Genomic DNA, 18,374 nt, shown 5'->3' on the forward strand with positions numbered 1-18,374 from the left:
AAAAGGGGGAGAAACTTATGAAAAAAGAACAGAATATTACGTGGCATGATCGCACCATTACGAGACGAGACCGCCATTTGCTCAATAATCATAAGAGCAGCATCATTTGGTTTACTGGTCTTTCAGGATCAGGGAAATCTACCATTGCAAACGCTGTCGAGTTGGCATTATTTGATCTTGGCGTCAGCAGCTATTTACTTGACGGCGACAATCTTCGCCACGGCTTAAATAGCGATTTAGGCTTTACAGATAAAGATCGAACGGAAAACATTCGCCGGACTGCTGAAACAGCAAAGTTATTTATCGATAGCGGCTTATTTGCAATCACTGCACTAATATCTCCGTTTCGAAAAGATCGAGACACAGCTAGAAAGCTTGTTTCATCGGATGATTTTATTGAGGTATATGTAAAATGTCCTCTAGCTATCTGTGAATCTCGTGATCCTAAAGGATTGTATAAAAAGGCGCGAGCAGGAGAAATCCCTGCATTTACTGGAATTGATTCGCCGTATGAAGAACCGCTTCATCCCGAAATTATGCTTGAAACAGATCGATATTCCATAGCAGGCTGTGTAAAAATAGTGATTGATTATTTAAAAACTCATAAAAGAATATAAGGAGGAGTCGGAATGGCCTATGTGAAACATTGGGCAGACAACCCCAAATTAAACAAAACAGAACTGAAAAAGCTAAAAAAAGACGGATTGGAAATTTTGAAGGATATCGATTATTATGCTGAAAATGGCTTCGAATCGATCCCCCAAGAAGACTGGGATTTGTTTAAATGGGCAGGTCTTTACTTGCAGCGTCCGAAAGAAGCTGGATACTTTATGATGCGCATTAAAGTTCATTCTGGCATTTTAAATTATGAACAGACGATGACGCTTGCCAGTATTTGCAAAGAATATGGAAGAGGCATATTTGATATTACGACGCGGCAAGCGATTCAATTCCATTGGCTAAAGATTGAACAGATGCCAGACATTTTTAAAAGGCTTAAAGCAGTTAGCCTTACAACATCTGGTGCATGTGGAGATATTACGCGCAACATTGTTGGCAATCCACTCGCAGGCATTGATCCCCATGAATTAATGGATACAGAGCCGATTGTTCGAGAAGTTCATGAATATTTCCATGAAAATGTTGCATTTTCCAATCTGCCAAGAAAATATAAAATGTCTATTAGTGCAAATGTAAACAATGCCGCACACGCAGAAATTAACTGTGTATCGTTTACACCTGCAACAAAAGAAATAGATGGCAAAAAGGTAATAGGGTTTCATGTTTTAGTAGGCGGTGGTCTTTCCGCTAGACCATACTTAGCTAAAAAACTGAACATTTTCGTTAAACCTGAAAAAGTGAAGGATGTTGCCATTGCGATCACTACTATTTTTAGAGATTATGGTTATCGTGAAAAACGGCATATTGCCCGCCTTAAATTTTTAATGGCTGATTGGGGACCTGAAAAATTTACAGAAAAACTGCTTGAATATACCGGACCATTGCCTGAAAGCGGAGAGGATGAAATAAAAGAATGGAATGCTGGCTATTTTTATGGGGTTCATCCTCAAAAGCAGAAGGGTTTGAATTATTTGGGTGTAAATGTTCCTGTCGGAAGACTTCAAGCAGATGAAGTATTTGAAATTGCACGTATTTCTAAGAAGTATGGGACAGGAGATGTTCGTACATGCAACTCTCAAAATCTGATTATTCCGAATATAAGGGATGATAAAGTGGAGACTTTATTGAAAGAAAACATTTTTGAAAGGCTGACAATTCATCCGCAAAAATTTATCGCTTATTCCGTTTCCTGTACTGGAATTGAATTCTGCAACCTTGCTCTTGTAGAAACAAAGGAACGGATGAGGCGCGTCGCAGAATACTTAGATAAACATGTTTCCGTTGATGTACCGATCAGAATGCATATGATTGGCTGCCCTAACTCTTGCGGCCAGCGGCAAATTGCAGACATTGGAATTCAAGGCATCAAAATGAGAACGAAAGATCGAAAAATGCTTGATGCATTTGAAATTTACGTCGGAGGCACGTTGGATCATGGCGGGAAATTTAATGAAAAACTTCAAGGGAAAATTGAACAACAATATTTAGAGCCAGTTCTGAAAGAATTGATTGAGTATTTTAAGGAGACAAAAATAGCAGGTGAATCCTTTTTTACTTACTACAAACGGGTAGGCATCGAAGTATTGCAGCAGCGATTTACCAAGATCATGGAGCAAGTTTGTGTTCCAGCATCATGAATTGGAGATAGAAATGAGGGGATTGTTTTGGAATTATTTAGATTTGAAGTGCAAACAAAAACGAAGGTTATTGATGTGATCATTGCAGCGAAAGACGAGGAATCAGCCTTTCGACTCGTTGATGTTGAACTGGAAAAATTCTTTTTAAAGAAGCCAGAAATGGAGCATGTCGCATTACATGAAAAAAAGAAGATTCGAAAAAGTGCAGGATTTGTCATCCATGCTTGAATCATTACTCCAAACGCTAACGAGGTTTTGAAAGGGGATAAATAAGATGGGGAAAGTATATCTAGTGGGAGCTGGACCTGGAGATGTCGATTTAATTACTGTAAAAGGCATGAAATGCATTCAGAGAGCAGATGTAATCTTATACGACCGTTTAATCAACCAGCAGCTGTTAAGCTATGCAAAGCAAGAAGCCGATCTAATCTATTGCGGAAAGCTTCCAAGCTACCATTCTATGAAACAGGAAACAATTAATCGCTTTTTAGTAAAACATGCGCAGCAAGGAAAAGTCGTTGTTAGATTAAAAGGCGGTGATCCTTTCATATTTGGCCGGGGTGGTGAAGAAGCCGTATTTTTGGCAAAGCACGGCATCTCATTTGAAATCGTTCCAGGGATTACGTCTGGGATTGCAGCACCTGCTTATGCAGGGATTCCCGTTACACACCGTGCGCTCAGTTCAACATTTGCTTTTGTCACAGGACATCGCCAGCACAATAAAGAAGATAGGATTTGCTGGGAAAGTCTCGCAAAAGGAATTGATACATTGGCTATTTATATGGGTGTTGGCAATTTACCATATATTTGTGATCAACTGATCAAATATGGAAGAAGCAAGAGCACTCCAGCGGCGATTGTTCATTGGGGAACAACAAATAACCAACAAACTATGACAGGAACGTTGCATTCGATTGTTGAGATAGCAAGAGAGTCTCACATTCAAAACCCAAGCATCATTATTATTGGAGAAGTAGTGAAACTTAGAGACAGCATTCAATGGTTCGAACAAGCAATCACCAAGGAGAGCAGGAATACGTATCAAGAAAGCTGTTCCATTATTGGAGGAGGTTAACGGTGCAAGCCATTTTGTATATAGGGCATGGCAGCCGTATGAAAGAGGCTGTTCGACAAGCGATCGAGTTTATTGAGCATGGGAAAAAAGCTATTTCGATTCCGATTCAAGAAATTTGTTTCTTAGAGCTGGCGTCTCCAAGCATTCCTGAAGGCATAAAGCGTTGTGCTGAACAAGGGGCAACAAAAATCGCCATCGTACCCGTCTTGTTACTAACAGCAGTCCATGCAAAAATAGATATCCCGATTGAAATACAAAAAGCAAAAGCGCTATATCCCGCCATCCAATTTGAATACGGAAAGCCATTTGGCGTCCATTCAAAAATCATTGAAAGTTTACTAGCGAAAATTTATGAAAAAGAAATAAAGATAAAAGAAGATGCTATGGTGTTATTAGTAGGAAGAGGCAGCAGCGATCCTGATGTCAAACATAATCTTGCACAGATTGCTCAGCTCCTTCAGCAAAGGTATCCTTTTAAAAAAGTAAGCATTTGTTTTTTAACAGCTGCTGAACCTAGCTTTGAAGAGGGGCTGCAATTAGCAATAGAATCTCGTCATGAGCAAGTGTTTGTTGTTCCTTATTTGTTATTTACAGGCATCTTAATGAAAAGCATAGAAAGAACAGTTCGGCAATTAAAGACAGGGAAACAGCATTTTATTCTATGTGAGTATCTCGGCTATCACACCAATTTACAAGAGGTGCTTATTGAACGAGCTGTCGCTTTAACGAATCGAATGTGTGAAACAAGTGAAGAAAGTCTCGAATAATGTTGCAATAAGAAAATGGGAAGAAGTACAGGGCGAAATGAAGAACGAATCAATCGGCGGCAAGCTCGTTTGTTTTAGGAAAAAAATGATCATAAAGCAGGGGATGACATGGGAACATATCCGATTATGCTTCATGTAAAAAACAAAAATGTTATTGTTGTTGGCGGCGGGAAAGTCGCCTATAAAAAAATCACTTCCCTTTTAATAGCAGGTGCAGATATTACGGTTATTAGTCCAACTGTTATTTCACCAATTAAAAAGCTAGTTGACGAACGCCAAATAAGATGGCTGCAAAAAACGGTCAAACGTGAAGATTTACGTGATGCTTTTGTTATTATTGCGGCAACAAACAATGAAAAAGTCAATAAGCTCATTGCCCAATCGAGTTCCAGTCATCAGCTTGTGAATGTAGTTGATAACCAAAAGACTGGAAACTTTCAAGTTCCTGCCACATTAAGAAGAGGAAAGTTGACAATTGCTGTAGCAACTTCAGGAGCAAGTCCGAAACTAGCTAAAATGATTCGCAACGAACTAGCAGAAATATACGATGAGTCTTATGAGTCATACCTTGATTTTTTATATCAATATAGAGAAAAAATAAAGCAGCTCAAGCTTGATGATAGGACAAAGGATCGGATGCTGGAAGAAATTCTGCACGAAAAGAAGAAAAATCTTTCATAAAGAAATGAAGCGGCTCATTTGAAAAACTTTGTATAAACCCAGAAGGAGGAGAAGGCAATGGCGTTTGTCATTACATCTCCATGTATAGGAGAAAAAGCAGGAGACTGTGTCACTGTTTGTCCAGTTGATTGCATTGAAGAAGGGGAGGACCAATTTTATATAGATCCTGATGTATGCATCGATTGCAGTGCATGTGAAGCGGCTTGCCCAGTAAGTGCGATTGTCCTGGAAGACGAGCTGTCTGAAGAAGATATCGTGTATCTTGAGCGAGCGCGAGCATTTTTTAACAACAATGAATAACAATTATTCTTGCTATTTCCATTATTCTCATTTAAAATATGTTTAATCCGATAGGGAAACTATGTATTTAAACTATTTTTAATAGAAAGGGGTCTTAGGAAATGGGGAAAGTGAAGCAAGACCATGATGAGATTATCGAAAAGATGAAGGCAATGTTAGCTGTTATGAAGTATGGATCGATTACACTCATCATACAAGATGGCAAAGTCATTCAACTGGAAAAAAATGAGAAGGTTAGATTAAAATAATTAGAAAATCAAGCTCTAATCAAGAATGATAGATCATACTGGTTTTTATTTAAAGATATTATTTTTGAATACCTTATGCATAAGCGATCTATCGAAAAAAATACACTTCATCCATATAGCACCTCTCTATTCATCAAAGTAAGTTTAAATCAAAAATATTTTAATAACATGTTTTATCCTAACATCGAAGCAATCCTTTTAAAACGCCGCTGCTCATTCTTTCTAAAAATAGTGGGAGAAAGAGCAGCTTGTGAAATCCTCCGTGCCGAAGGTTTTAGGGAAAGTAGTATCTAACTAAATTTCTTTCACTCCACATTCAACCTTTTCAGCAGTTCTTGCCCTGACATCTCGTCGTCATTACATTTTAACTTGGAAGAATCGTATTAATGGGATGAAAAAACGATTAAAAAAAATGGAATGAGTTGAAGCATCTAGTTTAAGGATTCAACAATCTCATGACTCCGATTATTCAAAATATTCCCTTTACACAAGTTTTTATCTATGATACGATAACAGCCAAAGGATGGAAACAGATGACAAAAAAACGTTTAAAAGAGAGAATTATTGATGCTGCCCTTATATTGTTTGAAGAAAAAGGCTATCACGGTGTGACTGTTGAGCAAATTGTCGATCGATGTCATACATCAAAAGGTGGTTTCTACCATAACTTTAAATCAAAAGATGAATTGCTTTATTCAATCCATGACATCTTTATTTCTTATGTTTTAGATAAGGCGAAAGAAGCATATGACAAATATGAAACACCGATTTCACGAATGTATGCAATTATTCATTCCTTTACAAAAGTGTTCGATATGTATAAGCCCCATATTACTGTTTTTTATCAAGAAAGTACGTATTTAAAATCCGAATTTCAAGAGGCAATCAACAAAAAACGCGACCAATATCGGGACATTATTTATCAGGTTATTAAAGAAGGACAGGAAACGGGAGATTTTCGCAATGAAGTGCTGCCAGATATTGCAACGATGGGACTTATCGGGATGATTAATTGGACATACAAGTGGTTCAAACAAGACGGTTCTCTCACCATTGAAGAAATTGCCCACATTTTTACAGACCTCATTCTTCATTCATTATTAACGGAAGACGCATTAAAAGACTTTCAGACAAAAACCATGTTATTAAAAAACCAGCCAATTCATTATTAGGCTGTTTTTATAAAAACAAAACAGACCGACTAGTCGGTTCAAAGTTGTAGGGGGAATAGCGGTGAATTTTGAGCTAACGAAAGAACAGCAAATGATTCGCAGTATGGTGAAAACGTTTTCAGAAAAGGAAATTAAGCCGTATGCTCAAACTTTAGATAAAGATGCGGCGTTTCGCTATGAAACATTTAAGAAATTAGGTGAGTTAGGGCTTCTAGGCATTCCATTTCCTGAAAAGTATGGAGGCACAGATGCTGATACGATTTCTTACTGTATTGCTGTTGAAGAAATTGGGAAAGCATGCGGGGGAACAGGATTAAGCTATGCTGCTAATATTAGTCTTGGGGCCAGTCCAATCTACTATTTTGGTACAGAGGAACAAAAGCAGAAATGGCTCATCCCAATGGCAAAAGGGGAAACTTTGGGAGCTTTTGGGCTAACAGAGCCGAATGCTGGCTCCGATGCAGGGGGAACAAAAACAACTGCTGTACTTGATGGCGATGAATATGTGATTAATGGCGAGAAGTCGTGGAGCACCAATGCGGGGTATGCTCGCCAAGTAATCGTAACCGCCGTCACAGGGAAGAGAGAGGACGGAAAAAACATTGTTTCTGCTCTTATTGTTCCTACTGATGCACAAGGCATCAAGATTTCTTGCAACTATGACAAAATGGGAGTTCGCGCATCTAATACGTGTGAAATTGTGTTGGACAATGTCCGTGTACCGAAAGAAAATTTGTTAGGGGATGAGAAAAAAGGATTTAGTCAATTTTTATACACTCTTGATGGAGGAAGGATTTCCATCGCTGCTTTGGCTGTCGGAATTGCTCAAGCCGCATTTGAAAAAGCACTCCAATATTCAAAAGAAAGGGTGCAATTCGGAAAGACGATTTCGAAATTTCAAGCGATTCAATTTAAATTAGCTGATATGGCAATGGAAATTGAATTAGCTCGAAATTTAGTATATAAAGCTGCATGGCTAAAAGATCATGGAAAACCATTTGCTAAAGAGGCTGCAATGGCAAAATTATATGCATCTGAAGCTGGATTCCGAACCTGTAACCAAGCGGTGCAAATTCATGGCGGGTATGGATATATGCGTGAATATGACGTCGAAAGACATTTGCGCGATATAAAATTAATGGAAATTGGAGAGGGGACATCTGAGATTCAACGGCTTGTTATTGCTCGTCAATTAGGCTGTTAAATATATTTAGGGGGATTTACAATGACCGATTTTATTAAACATACAATCGCTTCATTGTTAGAAGAAAAGGCAGCACAATATCCAAATCACGAAGCGGTTGTTTATCATGATCGCTCACTACGCTATACGTATGCCCAATTTAATGACCATTGCAAAAAAATAGCTAAAGGACTCATGGCGCTCGGAATTGAAAAAGGAGAGAACATTGCAGTATGGGCAACGAATAGGATTGAATGGGTTAGTTTGCAATTTGCCACCGGTAAAATGGGAGCTGTCTTAGTGACCGTGAATACAAATTATCAGGCAAAAGAACTTGAATATTTATTAAAACAATCTGAATCTACCACTTTATTTTTAATTGAACAATATCGCGATAACTCATATATTGATACTCTCTATAGGCTCGTTCCAGAGTTAGAAACTTGTGAGCCTGGAAAGCTTTGCTCTAAACGTTTGCCGATGCTTAAAAATGTGATTATTCTTAGCGAGAAAAAATATAATGGAACATACAATTGGCATAATCTTATTAAGATGGCTGACGAGATTAGCGATGAAGCATTAGAAAAACGAGAACAATCACTTCATTACAATGAAGTGATTAATATGCAATATACGTCAGGGACAACCGGTTTTCCAAAAGGCGTTATGCTCACTCACGGAAATATTATTAATAATGCATACCAGATTGCGGTATGTATGGCATTCACAAAAGAGGATAGGCTCTGTATTCCAGTTCCTTTTTTCCACTGTTTTGGCTGTGTCATTGGAACTTTAGCATGTGTTACTGTCGGTGCGACAATGGTGCCTGTGGAAGAATTTGATCCAGAAAATGTGCTAAAAACAATAGAAATGGAGCGTTGTACAGCACTTCATGGTGTACCGACGATGTTTATTTCTCAATTAAATCATCCTAACTTTAGTAAATATCAATTGTCGACATTGCGTACTGGAGTCATGTCTGGCTCTAATTGCCCAAAGGAAATTATCAAAGCAGCAATAGAGAAAATGGGAATGGATGAAATTACAATTTGCTACGGGCAAACAGAAGCTTCACCTGTCATTACACAAACTCGTACACATGACCCTATTCAATATAAAGTGGAAACAGTTGGAAAACCATTGCCAAATGTTGAAGTGAAAATTGTCGAACCTGGTACAAATAAGGAAGTTCCAGCGAATGTGCAAGGAGAACTATGTACAAAAGGGTACCATGTCATGAAAGGCTATTATAATAATGAAACAGCGACAAAGGAAGTAATTGATGAAGATGGCTGGCTTCATACTGGAGATCTTGCCGTTATGAATGAAAACGATTACATTATCGTGACAGGAAGATTAAAAGATATGATCATTCGCGGCGGTGAAAATATATATCCACGTGAAATAGAAGAATTTCTTTATACCCATCCGAAAATATTAGATGTGCAAGTAATTGGGGTGCCAGATGAAAAGTTTGGAGAAGAGATTGCTGCATGGATCATTCTTAAAGAAGGAGAAAGTGCTACAGATGAGGAAATAAAGGAGTATTTTAGAGGAGAGATTTCTCGTCATAAAATTCCAAAATATATTTTCTTTACGAACAACTACCCGATGACCGCTTCTGGCAAAATTCAAAAATATCGATTAAGAGAGCAATCTCTTTCATTATTATCATAAATGGTTGAATGAATAGTAGGAGGATGTTAGATATGACAAATATAAATGCGAGTATGGCAGGAAGTGTATGGAAGATTCTTGTTTCAAAAGGAGATAAAGTGAATGCAGGGCAAGATGTGGTCATTCTAGAATCGATGAAAATGGAAATTCCAATAGCTGCTGAGCAAGATGGCGTTGTAAAAGATGTTCTTGTTCAGGAAGGAGGATTTATTAATGAAGGAGAAACGTTAATCGAACTTGAATAAGGAAAAATGAGATAAAGGCATTGTTTTCTCTTTATAGACTAAGAAGAAAGCGCAGCTGAATAATGAAAGCAATGAGAGAAGGCTAGTTCGTCTTTTATTGTTCTGCTGCCATGCTTTCCTCATTCCATCAAATGCTTAAACAGGAAGTAATTGATATTGCTTATATAAATCCTTCAATGCTGATGCGAGTGCATTACCAGCTTTTCCGAAATAGCCATTTTTTAATTCTTCTAAAGGCTCATCAATTCCATCACGCAAGCTGTGGCCTCTTAATAAATTTGCAATATATTGCCGGCCATGCTCTGTTGCTAGTGTACAATTAACTTCAATCATGACCCCATATTTTTTATCAATTTCAGCCGTTATTGTTAATGTTTCATAAATACTTTTTGCAGCCATTCCAGCTGGAAGTTTCGCATGTCCAGCAATAAACAATGTATTCAATTTCCATTCCCCGCCTTCCTATAAGTCATTGCCTTCCCTAATTTTAGAATAATGGAAAAATGAAAATCCTATATTATGTATACGCCAAGGAAGCTTGTTTAACCTGCAAGAATAAAGATGTTTAAGAGTATTTACCTATCAGGGGGGAATGGCCCCCCCTCACAAGAGTCAATATGTTTAAGTTAACGACAATTGAGGTTTAATATTTGCTAATGGATTTGTTTTTTCAACCGCATAACCGACATTTAGTACGGTTGCTTCGTTGAAGGCAGGTCCGATAATTTGCAGGCCAACAGGCATTCCGTCTTTTAAGCCACATGGCACGCTTAAAGCAGGCAGGCCAGTTAGATTACCGGGGCCAGTAAATCGAATAATATGGTTAATAAGATCAACTTTCTCTCCATTTAAGTCCGCAAGATCATCGCCAATTTTTGGCGGCATGATCGGCAATGTTGGCGTAATTAAAACGTTTACCTTTTCAAAGGCCCGTTGGAAATCTTTTTTTAGCTGCTGTCTTAATTGTTGGGCTTGAAGATACTCTACGGCAGATGGAATCTCGCCTAATTCAAAAAGAAGGCGAATGTCATCCCCAAAGTCATCAGGTCTTGATAATAGGTTTCGATGGTGAATGGTTGCTGCTTCCGTTAAAATGGTGATTAATTCAGCATATTCAGCGTATTTTAATGTTGGTATTTCTACTTCTTCTACTTGTGCTCCTTGATCAACTAAATTTTGTATGTTTTTTCTAACTAGTTTCTCAATTTCAGAGTCTACATGTTTAAAGAAATATTCCTCATTGATCCCAATTACGATATCTTTCATCTCTCCAGTTAAATATTCGCTATAGGCGGTTGTTGGAACATGAATGGAAGTCGGATCATTCTTATCGTATCCAGCAATAATTTCAAGCAAGCCTGCTGCATCCTTGACGGTTTTTGTCATCGGTCCAATATGGTCAAGTGTCCATGCCAGCGGAAAACAACCATATTTACTTACTCTCCCGTGAGTTGGCTTCAATCCTACGATTCCGCACGCAGAAGAAGGAATTCGTATCGATCCTGCGGTATCCGTACCTAAAGAAGCAAAGCTCATATCGGCGGCAACAGCTGCTGCTGATCCTCCACTAGATCCTCCAGGAATTTTCTCAATATCCCACGGATTTGTACATGCTCCAAAATGTGGGTTGTTATTCGTAATCCCCCATGCATATTCATGCATATTTAATTTTCCAGTAAAGATAACACCAGCGTTTCTTAACTTAGCGACGACAGTCGCATCAAAATTTGGAACAAAATTTTGATGGATTTTTGAGGCCATTGTTGTTGTTTCGTTTCTTACATATAGATTGTCTTTTATTGCCATTGGAATCCCATGATACATCCCGCGATAGCTGCCATTGGCAATTTCTTTTTCTGCCTTTAAAGCGGCTTCTTCTGCACTGCTGCGTGTGATTTGGATATAGGCATTGATTTGTTTATTATGTGTTTCGGCATGATCTAATACAGCTTTCGTTAATTCGACAGGGGAGATGTCTCTTTTTTTAATAAGAGGCGCTAACTCTTCTACAGGTTTCTCAATGAAGCTTTTATGCATCGTAATCACCCCCTGGAAGATGGCGAAGTGCGATATCATAATCGTCTAACAATGCATTTGCTTGATCTCCTTTTAGACGTTCTATCGTTTCCCAACGTAATTCCAACTCATCAATATGATGGGCAGGTACATCTACACCTTTGCTTTTTAATCGCTCATGAATTATGAGTTTCAAAAAAATCATCTCCTTGTATTATTTTTCTTTTTCATGACAAACAAATAAATTCCCCTTTGTTTTGTCGACGATGATTATTTATGCAATTGTCATGCCATTGTTAAAAATGATGAGAAATGAAGGTTTTTTATCCTACATCTTACTGTTAGAGGAATTAGAAGTGCTAGGTGGGGATAACTGAAAGTCAAATGTCCGATCGATTCGGGCCTACAGGATAAGGATAGCTTCTTGAATCCAACATCGCACGAAGAAAAAAGCATTTTCCTTTTTGGAGGACGCTTTTGACCTTTGTTCAACTTCTTATCAGTAGGGATGAGAGAAAAGCCCACTCATGGAAGTTTCACTTGAAAAGGAATGTAGCAAAAAAAGACAAAAATTTAAAAATATTATTTTTTTTGCTATAATATTCCCCATAAACCGTCTTGTTTCATTTTGGGACGATGTCCGAAGACAGTACAGAGAGAGGAGGATTTCTTTCATGTTAAGCGTAGGTTTGTTATTTTCTTTAACAGGTACGACTGCTTTAACAGAACGGGGCCAATGCGATGCCGCCAAATTTGCGATTGAAGAATACAACAAAGATCATGTAAAGGTGCAAGCGATTGTTCGTGATATTTGTTCTGATCCTATGAAAACAGCAAAAGAAGCGGAATCTCTTGCTAAAGAGGGGATAAAAGTTTTTATTGGCTGCTACAGTTCAGCGTGCAGAAAAGCGGTATTGCCTGTGTTGGAAAAATATGATTGCCTTTTGGTATATCCAACTTTATACGAAGGGAAAGAGTGCCACCCAAATGTCTTCTATTCAGGAGAAGTCCCTAATCAGCAAGTTCATACACTGCTTCATTATTTAACGTCCCATTATGGGAAACGCATTTATTGTATTGGTTCTGATTATATTTATTCACGAGAAACAGTTGGACAAGTGAAAACGTATTTAAAGGAAAATAATGGACAACTAATCGGAGAGAAATATGTTCCTTTTGGCTATCAGAAATTCGACTCTATTTTAGAAGAAGTTATTTTAAAACAACCGGACGCAATATTTTCAACAATTGTCGGCCAAAGTATGATTCCATTCTATAGAACGTATAAACGCATGAATCTGAAGCCAGAAAAAATTCCTATTTTTAGTCCTATTATGAAAGAATCTGAAATTAACATGATAGGAGAATCATTAGCTGCAGGGCATTATAGTTCCGCAAGTTATTTTCAGTCATTCAGCAATCCTCTTAATCGAATCTTTATACAAAAGTTCCACACTTACTTAGGAGAGAAGTGCGTTATTTCTTCCGCAATGTATAACACATACTTAGGGGCTAAAATTATTTTGGATTGTATTTTAGAAGAAAAGAACAGTGATTTTCGTCATGTTTTTGAGCAATTAAGTGGAAAAAAAATCGAAACGGCTTGTGGTCCAGTAAGTGTAGAACGAGATTATTGCCATCTTTCAAGGCCTGTAAAAATTGGGAAAGCTCTTCCTAATGGCCAATTTGAAATCGTTTGGGACTCAAATAAATGCATTCCAGCAAAACCATTTAGAATGAAAGCGAGAGAACATGACTATCTTAATGACATTGAATTAGAAGTTTGGGGAAAATTGAGCGAAGAGGCTCTTTTCGTTATTTCTCAACATGATGTTATCTTATACTCAAGTAAAAAGGGAAAAGAGCTTACGCAACTCGTAGAAGGGCAAAGACTCACAAAAGAGTTGTATCGTGAAATATGCGAATTATATGAAGTGATTCATTATAAGACAAATCATCAGCAAATTTTTTTATTGAAAGAAAAAATAAATGATCTGTTGCATCAGTCTCCTTATTGCTTCGGACGTATTCAGACGATGAATCACGATTACCAAATGGAGCTTCAAGTTGCTCAGCTGTCTTCGCAATCAACAGCAAATGTGCTTATTTTAGGGGAGACTGGCACAGGGAAGGAAGTGGTTGCGCGCTCCATCCATGAACAGAGCGACCGCAGAAATGAGCCATTCATTCCAGTAAATACAGCAATGCTTCCTAAAGAACTGATTGCGAGTGAATTATTTGGATATGTAGAAGGTGCTTTTACTGGTGCCAAAAAAGGAGGAGCTATCGGCAAATTTGAAGCAGCCAATAATGGAACTCTCTTCCTAGATGAAATAGGCGATATGCCTTTAGATCTTCAAGTAGTTTTATTGAGGGCAATTGAATCAAAAAAGATCGTCAGAATAGGGGATCATAAAGAACGGATAGTAAATGTGAGAATCATTGCGGCGACAAACCGAAATCTTCAAGAAGAAATTGCTTATAATGGCTCCTTTCGAACTGACCTTTTTTACCGTTTAAATGTATTATCTATTCATATTCCCCCCCTTCGTGAACGCCCAGAAGATATTAATCATTTATGTAAAGAGTGTCTAAAAGAGTTTCATCAAACATATGGAGAAGGTCCGAATGCAGTTAGTGATGACGCATTAGCAAAACTAGTCCAATATCAATGGCCAGGAAATATTAGAGAGTTGAGAAATGTAATGGAACGTGCATTTTTATTAGCTGGGAAAAACCAATCTCATATTCAACTATCACATTTGCCGCGCTTTATCAAAGGGGATAGCAAGGGACATGCAACAGTAGGCTCGCTAAGGAAAAATGAAAAAAGAATCATAGAGCAAGTGTTAAAAGAAACGAGAACAATAAATGAAGCTTGCAGCATACTTGGCATTGCTCGAAGCACATTATATAGGAAAATCCAGCAATTTGGAATTAATCGTTCACATTTTCAATCTAGTAAATAAATTGGTTTATCCCACATCTAACTGGCAGTAAGACCCCCACCTCAAGAGTAAGAGGAATCGAAGAAGTCTAGGTGGGAGATAACTGCCAGTAAATGTCCGATTGGTTCAACTAACCATCAGTGGGGGATGAGAGAAAACCCCCACTGATGGAAGTTTCACTTTATTTAAAGTAAGCGTTTACGATCATAATGGTGCTGCCATTGCAGCACCATTAAAAATTGTTGCTTTTATCCCACATCTAACTGGCAGTAAGACCCCCACCTCAAGAGTAAGAGGGATCAAAAGAAGTCTAGGTGGGGGATAACTGCCAGTAAATGTCCGATTGGTTCAACTAACCATCAGTGGGGGATGAGAGAAAACCCCCACTGATGGAAGTTTCACTTTATACTTCACTAAAAATAGCAGGTTCATCTAAATAAGGAGCTGTACATTCAATGATCTCACCTGTAAATGGGTGCTCTAATATAATTTGCCGCGCATGCAAAGCCTGCCGGTTAAAAAGTTTTTCCCCTCCATAAAGAACATCGCCAGCTATCGGATGTCCAATATAACTAAGGTGAACCCTTATTTGATGTGTTCGGCCTGTTTCGAGTGAACACTGCACGAGTGTAAGATTTTTTTTAGGGTATTGTTTTAATACGCGATAATAGGTAACTGCAGACTGTCCCGTTTTCGATACTCTTCTTTTCGTAGGATGGTGTCGATCTCTCCCAATTTGCTCCTTTATTTTTCCTGATTTTTCTTTCATTTTTCCAGTTACCAACGCATGGTAAATACGGGTTATACGTTTTTCTTCAAGTATTCTGTTAAGAATGGCTTGGCTTAGTGAATGTTTTGCAAATAAAATCGCTCCCGTTGTATCTTTATCGAGTCGATGAACATGTCTAACTTGGTTTTGTTGATTTGTTCTTTGGAAATATGCGGCAACGACGTTAGCAAGCGTTCCTGTTTCCTCCGCTTCATTTGGATGGGTATCCATTTGTGCGGGCTTATTGACAATGAGCAAATGATCATCCTCATATAACACTTCAATTGAACTGTTTGACGCTAAGATCGGATGTTGGCTGTCTTCACACAATTGAATATGCAGAACATCTCCCACTTGCAAAACTTGTTTCCAATTTTGACTCTCTTTGTTTATTGTCACTGCTTTTTCCATTCGCAGTTGGTGAACGAGTTTTTTAGGTGCACGCCAATATTGTTTGAGAAGTTCTTCGATGGATAGGCCTGCTATTTTTTCATGGATAACGATTGTTACAAGGTGCTGCTGGCAAGCTGTCATAATGATGATCTCCTTTACGATAAAATGCGAAAAGCTGCTGCATTATTTTTAGCTTATTTTCTAGCAGCAATGCCTTGAATTACCACCATTCATAGACTTTTATCTATGATATGCTTAATGCGATATCGTCAATAAGGTTCAGTAATTTGCATGTTTAGACGTTGAAGAAAGCTGAACCTTTCGTGAGGTTTTTATCCACTACGCACTCCCCCTTGATTAAATACGCTCGTCATAGGTTTTCGGGGAAGCTGCGTTCTTAGCTTGAGATTCTCTTTTTATAGGGATACAGAAAATCGACAAATGGATGAAATCTCACTTGATTCTGAAAAGGCAGGTGCTTTACATAATGAAAGTTTTAAAAGCAACAACAAATGAACAAGAAGAAAAAATGAATGAATTGATTCAATATATTTATCAACAGATTTTCCCTAAACATTTCCACGATGTTGAAATTGAGCATTTTAAGACATTGGGAGTATTGGAGACGACTAAACGCTGCCAAGAATATACTGGTATCATGCGCTACTCTTTTCAAGTGATTACAAGTTTGCAAACGATTATTATTATTTTAGAGTCATTGGAAAAAGGACACTATCACTACCAATATGAAGAAATGTTCACTAAAAATGTGTCTACTTTGCAGCAGTTTGATTTATGTTTTCCTTTCAGTCTTCATGCATTCCGAGATATGAGGCCAGGAACCGATATTAGTATTTACACAAAAGCAGTAAATGAATATTTAGTATAACATAAGGCACCTCTGATAAAAGAGGTGCCTTCCTAATCTATTTTACATTTTCTTTGAAAAAGTTTTCAAAGGCTTCTTTCTCTCCATAACCAGTAATACGGTCTTTTTCCTTGCCATTTTCATAATGAATAATAACAGGTGTTACTTCCAAATTATAATCGTCCCATGCTTCCTCAAATTCCCAAACATTCAATTGCACTAAATCAATATCCATTTCTTCTGCCAACGGCGAAACGATAGGAGTTGTTTTATTACAATAAGAACATACTGGACTAAAGAAATAAACAGTAACATCTTCTTTATTGTCCAGTTTTGCATTTAACTCATCTGGAAGAATAATATTTTGATAGAGAGGATCGTCTAGCTGATCAATCGTTTCAGGTTTAAGATCTTTTGTTTGATAAGGATTATTCTCCAGTTTTTGATTTTTTTGCATATTCGTTACGAGTACAATCACAATAAAGATACTGACTACTGCAGCTAAAAAAATGATAATTTTTTTCACTTACATTTCCTCCTTGTACTTCCGGTACACGATCATACTTGCAATAAAAATTAGCACGAAAGCGGTGAGTGCCAGAAATGGAATCGTGATAAAACCGAACCAATTAATATATTCTCCGGTGCAGGGAATACGCCCACAAGCTGGCGCATTTGAACTGAAAAACGGGACTTTCTGAATCAAATAGTGATAGAGAGAAACACAACTTCCGATTCCTGATAGTACAATCGTGTATAAAGAAAGCTGATAATCTTTCCTAATAACAGCAATACCGATTAGTATCGACAGCGGATACATCAAAATACGTTGATACCAGCAGAGAGTGCATGGTTCATACTGGCGGATTTCAGAAAAATACAAGCTGCCAAATAATGCGATAACCGCTACCCCCCAAGCGAAAAACCAGCTGTTTTCCACTAATGTAGATGATCGTTTATTCATCTTTACAACCCTTTCTATTCATAAATGATTGGCTGGCGTGCATTTTCTAATGTTGAATAACATTCTCTCAAAATTATAGTATTAATGACAGAGAAAAGTAAAATAAAAGCATGTATTGAAAAACACTTTTTAATAAAATGAAACATGCAAAGTGTCTTGAATGAGATTATGAGGGGTTAACGCCATCCACTGGTTCAACGAGAGATCTGCAAAACGGCTGCTTTTGAACATTTCCAGAAACCAAAGCTTTTCGTTTCCAGTATTTTGAATGTAATGCCCAAATGCAAATGGCACGTACCCTACATCACCAGCACTGAAATCAAAAGTACGCTGTTCCATTAGCTGCAAATGCCGTCATTTGCCCCTTTCCTGAAAGATAATAATGCCATTCATCGTTGTTTGGATGCCAGTGCAATTCTCGCATTCCGCCCGGCTCTATTTCAACAAGTACTGCCGCAATGGCGGTTGAGACAGGGAAATTTGTTGAATCTACTATCCGAACAGTTCCCCCTGAAGTTCGTAAAGATTTCTGGGCAAGCAGACGATGCTTGAAACTCTTCGGTACGGTACCATTTGGACTTGTGATCTTTTCCGCTGCAATAGGGCCTGGCACTTTGCTTTGAAACATATATCGCTGTTTCTTCGGTATATGAGTCCGATACGCCGAAGTTCGCAGCAAAGCACATCTTTTGGTGTATGGGCAAACCAATCAGAGATGGTGAAGGTATCATTTTCAGAAAAACGCTCTTACAATGAGTGTTTTTGAAATATGTGCTAAACAGTTATTGCTGCTGTATTATTCCGACAAGC

20 protein-coding genes and 1 pseudogene are annotated in these 18,374 nt (G+C 38.0%); 14 read left to right on the forward strand and 7 right to left on the reverse strand.

All coding sequences use genetic code 11. The annotated features are described in order from the left end of the window. Positions 1–17 precede the first annotated feature (17 nt). The 12 genes from cysC to J2S08_RS11915 all read left to right on the forward strand — a co-directional run bounded on the left by cysC (position 18) and on the right by J2S08_RS11915 (position 9,606). Positions 18–617, forward strand: a complete 600-nt coding sequence (gene cysC / locus J2S08_RS11860) for an adenylyl-sulfate kinase (protein ID WP_307229733.1) — start codon at positions 18–20, stop codon at positions 615–617. A gap of 12 nt (positions 618–629) precedes the next feature. Continuing rightward, positions 630–2,258 carry a nitrite/sulfite reductase gene (locus J2S08_RS11865; RefSeq protein ID WP_307229736.1) on the forward strand — a complete coding sequence of 543 codons (1,629 nt, stop codon included), beginning with the start codon at positions 630–632 and terminating at the stop codon, positions 2,256–2,258. A 27-nt stretch (positions 2,259–2,285) separates the two neighbouring features. Then, on the forward strand, positions 2,286–2,486 hold the full coding sequence (locus J2S08_RS11870; protein ID WP_307229738.1) for a DUF3906 family protein: 201 nt from the start codon (positions 2,286–2,288) through the stop codon (positions 2,484–2,486). Between the two features lie 46 nt (positions 2,487–2,532). Then, positions 2,533–3,333 carry a uroporphyrinogen-III C-methyltransferase gene (gene cobA, locus J2S08_RS11875; RefSeq protein WP_307229740.1) on the forward strand — a complete coding sequence of 267 codons (801 nt, stop codon included), beginning with the start codon at positions 2,533–2,535 and terminating at the stop codon, positions 3,331–3,333. 2 nt (positions 3,334–3,335) lie between these two features. Continuing rightward, the gene (locus J2S08_RS11880) at positions 3,336–4,100 is read left to right on the forward strand and encodes a sirohydrochlorin chelatase (RefSeq protein WP_307229742.1); all 765 of its coding nucleotides are present in this window, start codon (positions 3,336–3,338) and stop codon (positions 4,098–4,100) included. 108 nt (positions 4,101–4,208) lie between these two features. Further along, on the forward strand, positions 4,209–4,781 hold the full coding sequence (locus J2S08_RS11885; protein WP_307229744.1) for an NAD(P)-binding protein: 573 nt from the start codon (positions 4,209–4,211) through the stop codon (positions 4,779–4,781). Positions 4,782–4,838: 57 nt separating this feature from the next. After that, the gene (locus J2S08_RS11890) at positions 4,839–5,081 is read left to right on the forward strand and encodes a 4Fe-4S dicluster domain-containing protein (RefSeq protein WP_307229746.1); all 243 of its coding nucleotides are present in this window, start codon (positions 4,839–4,841) and stop codon (positions 5,079–5,081) included. A 101-nt stretch (positions 5,082–5,182) separates the two neighbouring features. Then, positions 5,183–5,329 (forward strand): YezD family protein, encoded by a 147-nt coding sequence (locus J2S08_RS11895; RefSeq protein WP_307229748.1) that lies wholly within the window; start codon positions 5,183–5,185, stop codon positions 5,327–5,329. Between the two features lie 533 nt (positions 5,330–5,862). Beyond that, positions 5,863–6,501 (forward strand): TetR/AcrR family transcriptional regulator, encoded by a 639-nt coding sequence (locus J2S08_RS11900; protein ID WP_307229750.1) that lies wholly within the window; start codon positions 5,863–5,865, stop codon positions 6,499–6,501. 61 nt (positions 6,502–6,562) lie between these two features. Beyond that, entirely contained in the window at positions 6,563–7,705 is a 1,143-nt protein-coding gene (locus tag J2S08_RS11905) for an acyl-CoA dehydrogenase family protein (RefSeq protein ID WP_307229752.1), read from the forward strand. 21 nt (positions 7,706–7,726) lie between these two features. Beyond that, positions 7,727–9,361: an AMP-binding protein gene (locus tag J2S08_RS11910; protein ID WP_307229754.1), complete on the forward strand. Its 1,635-nt coding sequence runs from the start codon at positions 7,727–7,729 to the stop codon at positions 9,359–9,361. Positions 9,362–9,393: 32 nt separating this feature from the next. Further along, positions 9,394–9,606, forward strand: a complete 213-nt coding sequence (locus J2S08_RS11915) for an acetyl-CoA carboxylase biotin carboxyl carrier protein subunit (protein WP_307229757.1) — start codon at positions 9,394–9,396, stop codon at positions 9,604–9,606. Positions 9,607–9,741: 135 nt separating this feature from the next. Here J2S08_RS11915 and J2S08_RS11920 read toward each other — a convergent pair whose 3' ends face one another. The 3 genes from J2S08_RS11920 to J2S08_RS11930 form a co-directional block, all read right to left on the reverse strand. Then, complete coding sequence (locus tag J2S08_RS11920; RefSeq protein WP_307229759.1) at positions 9,742–10,050, reverse strand: DUF3870 domain-containing protein; 309 nt, start codon at positions 10,048–10,050, stop codon at positions 9,742–9,744. 177 nt (positions 10,051–10,227) lie between these two features. Further along, positions 10,228–11,643, reverse strand: coding sequence for an amidase (locus tag J2S08_RS11925; protein ID WP_307229762.1), 1,416 nt, complete (start codon positions 11,641–11,643; stop codon positions 10,228–10,230). Further along, on the reverse strand, positions 11,636–11,818 hold the full coding sequence (locus tag J2S08_RS11930) for a hypothetical protein (protein WP_307229765.1): 183 nt from the start codon (positions 11,816–11,818) through the stop codon (positions 11,636–11,638). Before J2S08_RS11930 ends, J2S08_RS11925 begins: the two co-directional genes overlap by 8 nt. A 478-nt stretch (positions 11,819–12,296) precedes the next feature. On the opposite strand from J2S08_RS11930, the gene J2S08_RS11935 reads away from it, so the two are divergent. After that, the gene (locus tag J2S08_RS11935) at positions 12,297–14,591 is read left to right on the forward strand and encodes a transporter substrate-binding protein (RefSeq protein ID WP_307229767.1); all 2,295 of its coding nucleotides are present in this window, start codon (positions 12,297–12,299) and stop codon (positions 14,589–14,591) included. A gap of 382 nt (positions 14,592–14,973) precedes the next feature. Here J2S08_RS11935 and J2S08_RS11940 read toward each other — a convergent pair whose 3' ends face one another. After that, positions 14,974–15,873: an RluA family pseudouridine synthase gene (locus J2S08_RS11940; protein ID WP_307229768.1), complete on the reverse strand. Its 900-nt coding sequence runs from the start codon at positions 15,871–15,873 to the stop codon at positions 14,974–14,976. Positions 15,874–16,219: 346 nt separating this feature from the next. On the opposite strand from J2S08_RS11940, the gene J2S08_RS11945 reads away from it, so the two are divergent. After that, positions 16,220–16,621, forward strand: a complete 402-nt coding sequence (locus J2S08_RS11945; protein ID WP_307229769.1) for a DUF5365 family protein — start codon at positions 16,220–16,222, stop codon at positions 16,619–16,621. 37 nt (positions 16,622–16,658) lie between these two features. Here the strand turns inward: J2S08_RS11945 and J2S08_RS11950 are convergent, their stop codons facing one another. The 3 genes and pseudogenes from J2S08_RS11950 to J2S08_RS11960 all read right to left on the reverse strand — a co-directional run. After that, positions 16,659–17,126 carry a thioredoxin family protein gene (locus J2S08_RS11950; RefSeq protein WP_307229770.1) on the reverse strand — a complete coding sequence of 156 codons (468 nt, stop codon included), beginning with the start codon at positions 17,124–17,126 and terminating at the stop codon, positions 16,659–16,661. Beyond that, complete coding sequence (locus J2S08_RS11955; protein ID WP_307229772.1) at positions 17,127–17,564, reverse strand: disulfide oxidoreductase; 438 nt, start codon at positions 17,562–17,564, stop codon at positions 17,127–17,129. It abuts the gene before it with no gap. A 129-nt stretch (positions 17,565–17,693) separates the two neighbouring features. Next, positions 17,694–18,305 (reverse strand): annotated as a pseudogene (locus J2S08_RS11960) (cupin domain-containing protein); the annotation flags it as partial. Positions 18,306–18,374: the final 69 nt, after the last annotated feature.

Origin of the sequence: Bacillus chungangensis (assembly GCF_030812995.1) — a bacterium.
Lineage (GTDB): Bacteria > Bacillota > Bacilli > Bacillales > Bacillaceae_C > Bacillus_CF > Bacillus_CF chungangensis.

Bases quoted from the DNA above. Each gene is read 5' to 3' on its own strand.
- J2S08_RS11900 (WP_307229750.1), top strand. From the start codon at position 5,863: ATGACAAAAAAACGTTTAAAAGAGAGAATTATTGATGCTGCCCTTATA.
- cysC (WP_307229733.1), top strand. From the start codon at position 18: ATGAAAAAAGAACAGAATATTACGTGGCATGATCGCACCATTACGAGA.
- J2S08_RS11895 (WP_307229748.1), top strand. From the start codon at position 5,183: ATGGGGAAAGTGAAGCAAGACCATGATGAGATTATCGAAAAGATGAAG.
- cobA (WP_307229740.1), top strand. From the start codon at position 2,533: ATGGGGAAAGTATATCTAGTGGGAGCTGGACCTGGAGATGTCGATTTA.
- J2S08_RS11945 (WP_307229769.1), top strand. From the start codon at position 16,220: ATGAAAGTTTTAAAAGCAACAACAAATGAACAAGAAGAAAAAATGAAT.
- J2S08_RS11885 (WP_307229744.1), top strand. From the start codon at position 4,209: ATGGGAACATATCCGATTATGCTTCATGTAAAAAACAAAAATGTTATT.
- J2S08_RS11910 (WP_307229754.1), top strand. From the start codon at position 7,727: ATGACCGATTTTATTAAACATACAATCGCTTCATTGTTAGAAGAAAAG.
- J2S08_RS11925 (WP_307229762.1), bottom strand. From the start codon at position 11,643: ATGCATAAAAGCTTCATTGAGAAACCTGTAGAAGAGTTAGCGCCTCTT.
- J2S08_RS11955 (WP_307229772.1), bottom strand. From the start codon at position 17,564: ATGAATAAACGATCATCTACATTAGTGGAAAACAGCTGGTTTTTCGCT.
- J2S08_RS11940 (WP_307229768.1), bottom strand. From the start codon at position 15,873: ATGACAGCTTGCCAGCAGCACCTTGTAACAATCGTTATCCATGAAAAA.
- J2S08_RS11935 (WP_307229767.1), top strand. From the start codon at position 12,297: ATGTTAAGCGTAGGTTTGTTATTTTCTTTAACAGGTACGACTGCTTTA.
- J2S08_RS11915 (WP_307229757.1), top strand. From the start codon at position 9,394: ATGACAAATATAAATGCGAGTATGGCAGGAAGTGTATGGAAGATTCTT.
- J2S08_RS11890 (WP_307229746.1), top strand. From the start codon at position 4,839: ATGGCGTTTGTCATTACATCTCCATGTATAGGAGAAAAAGCAGGAGAC.
- J2S08_RS11865 (WP_307229736.1), top strand. From the start codon at position 630: ATGGCCTATGTGAAACATTGGGCAGACAACCCCAAATTAAACAAAACA.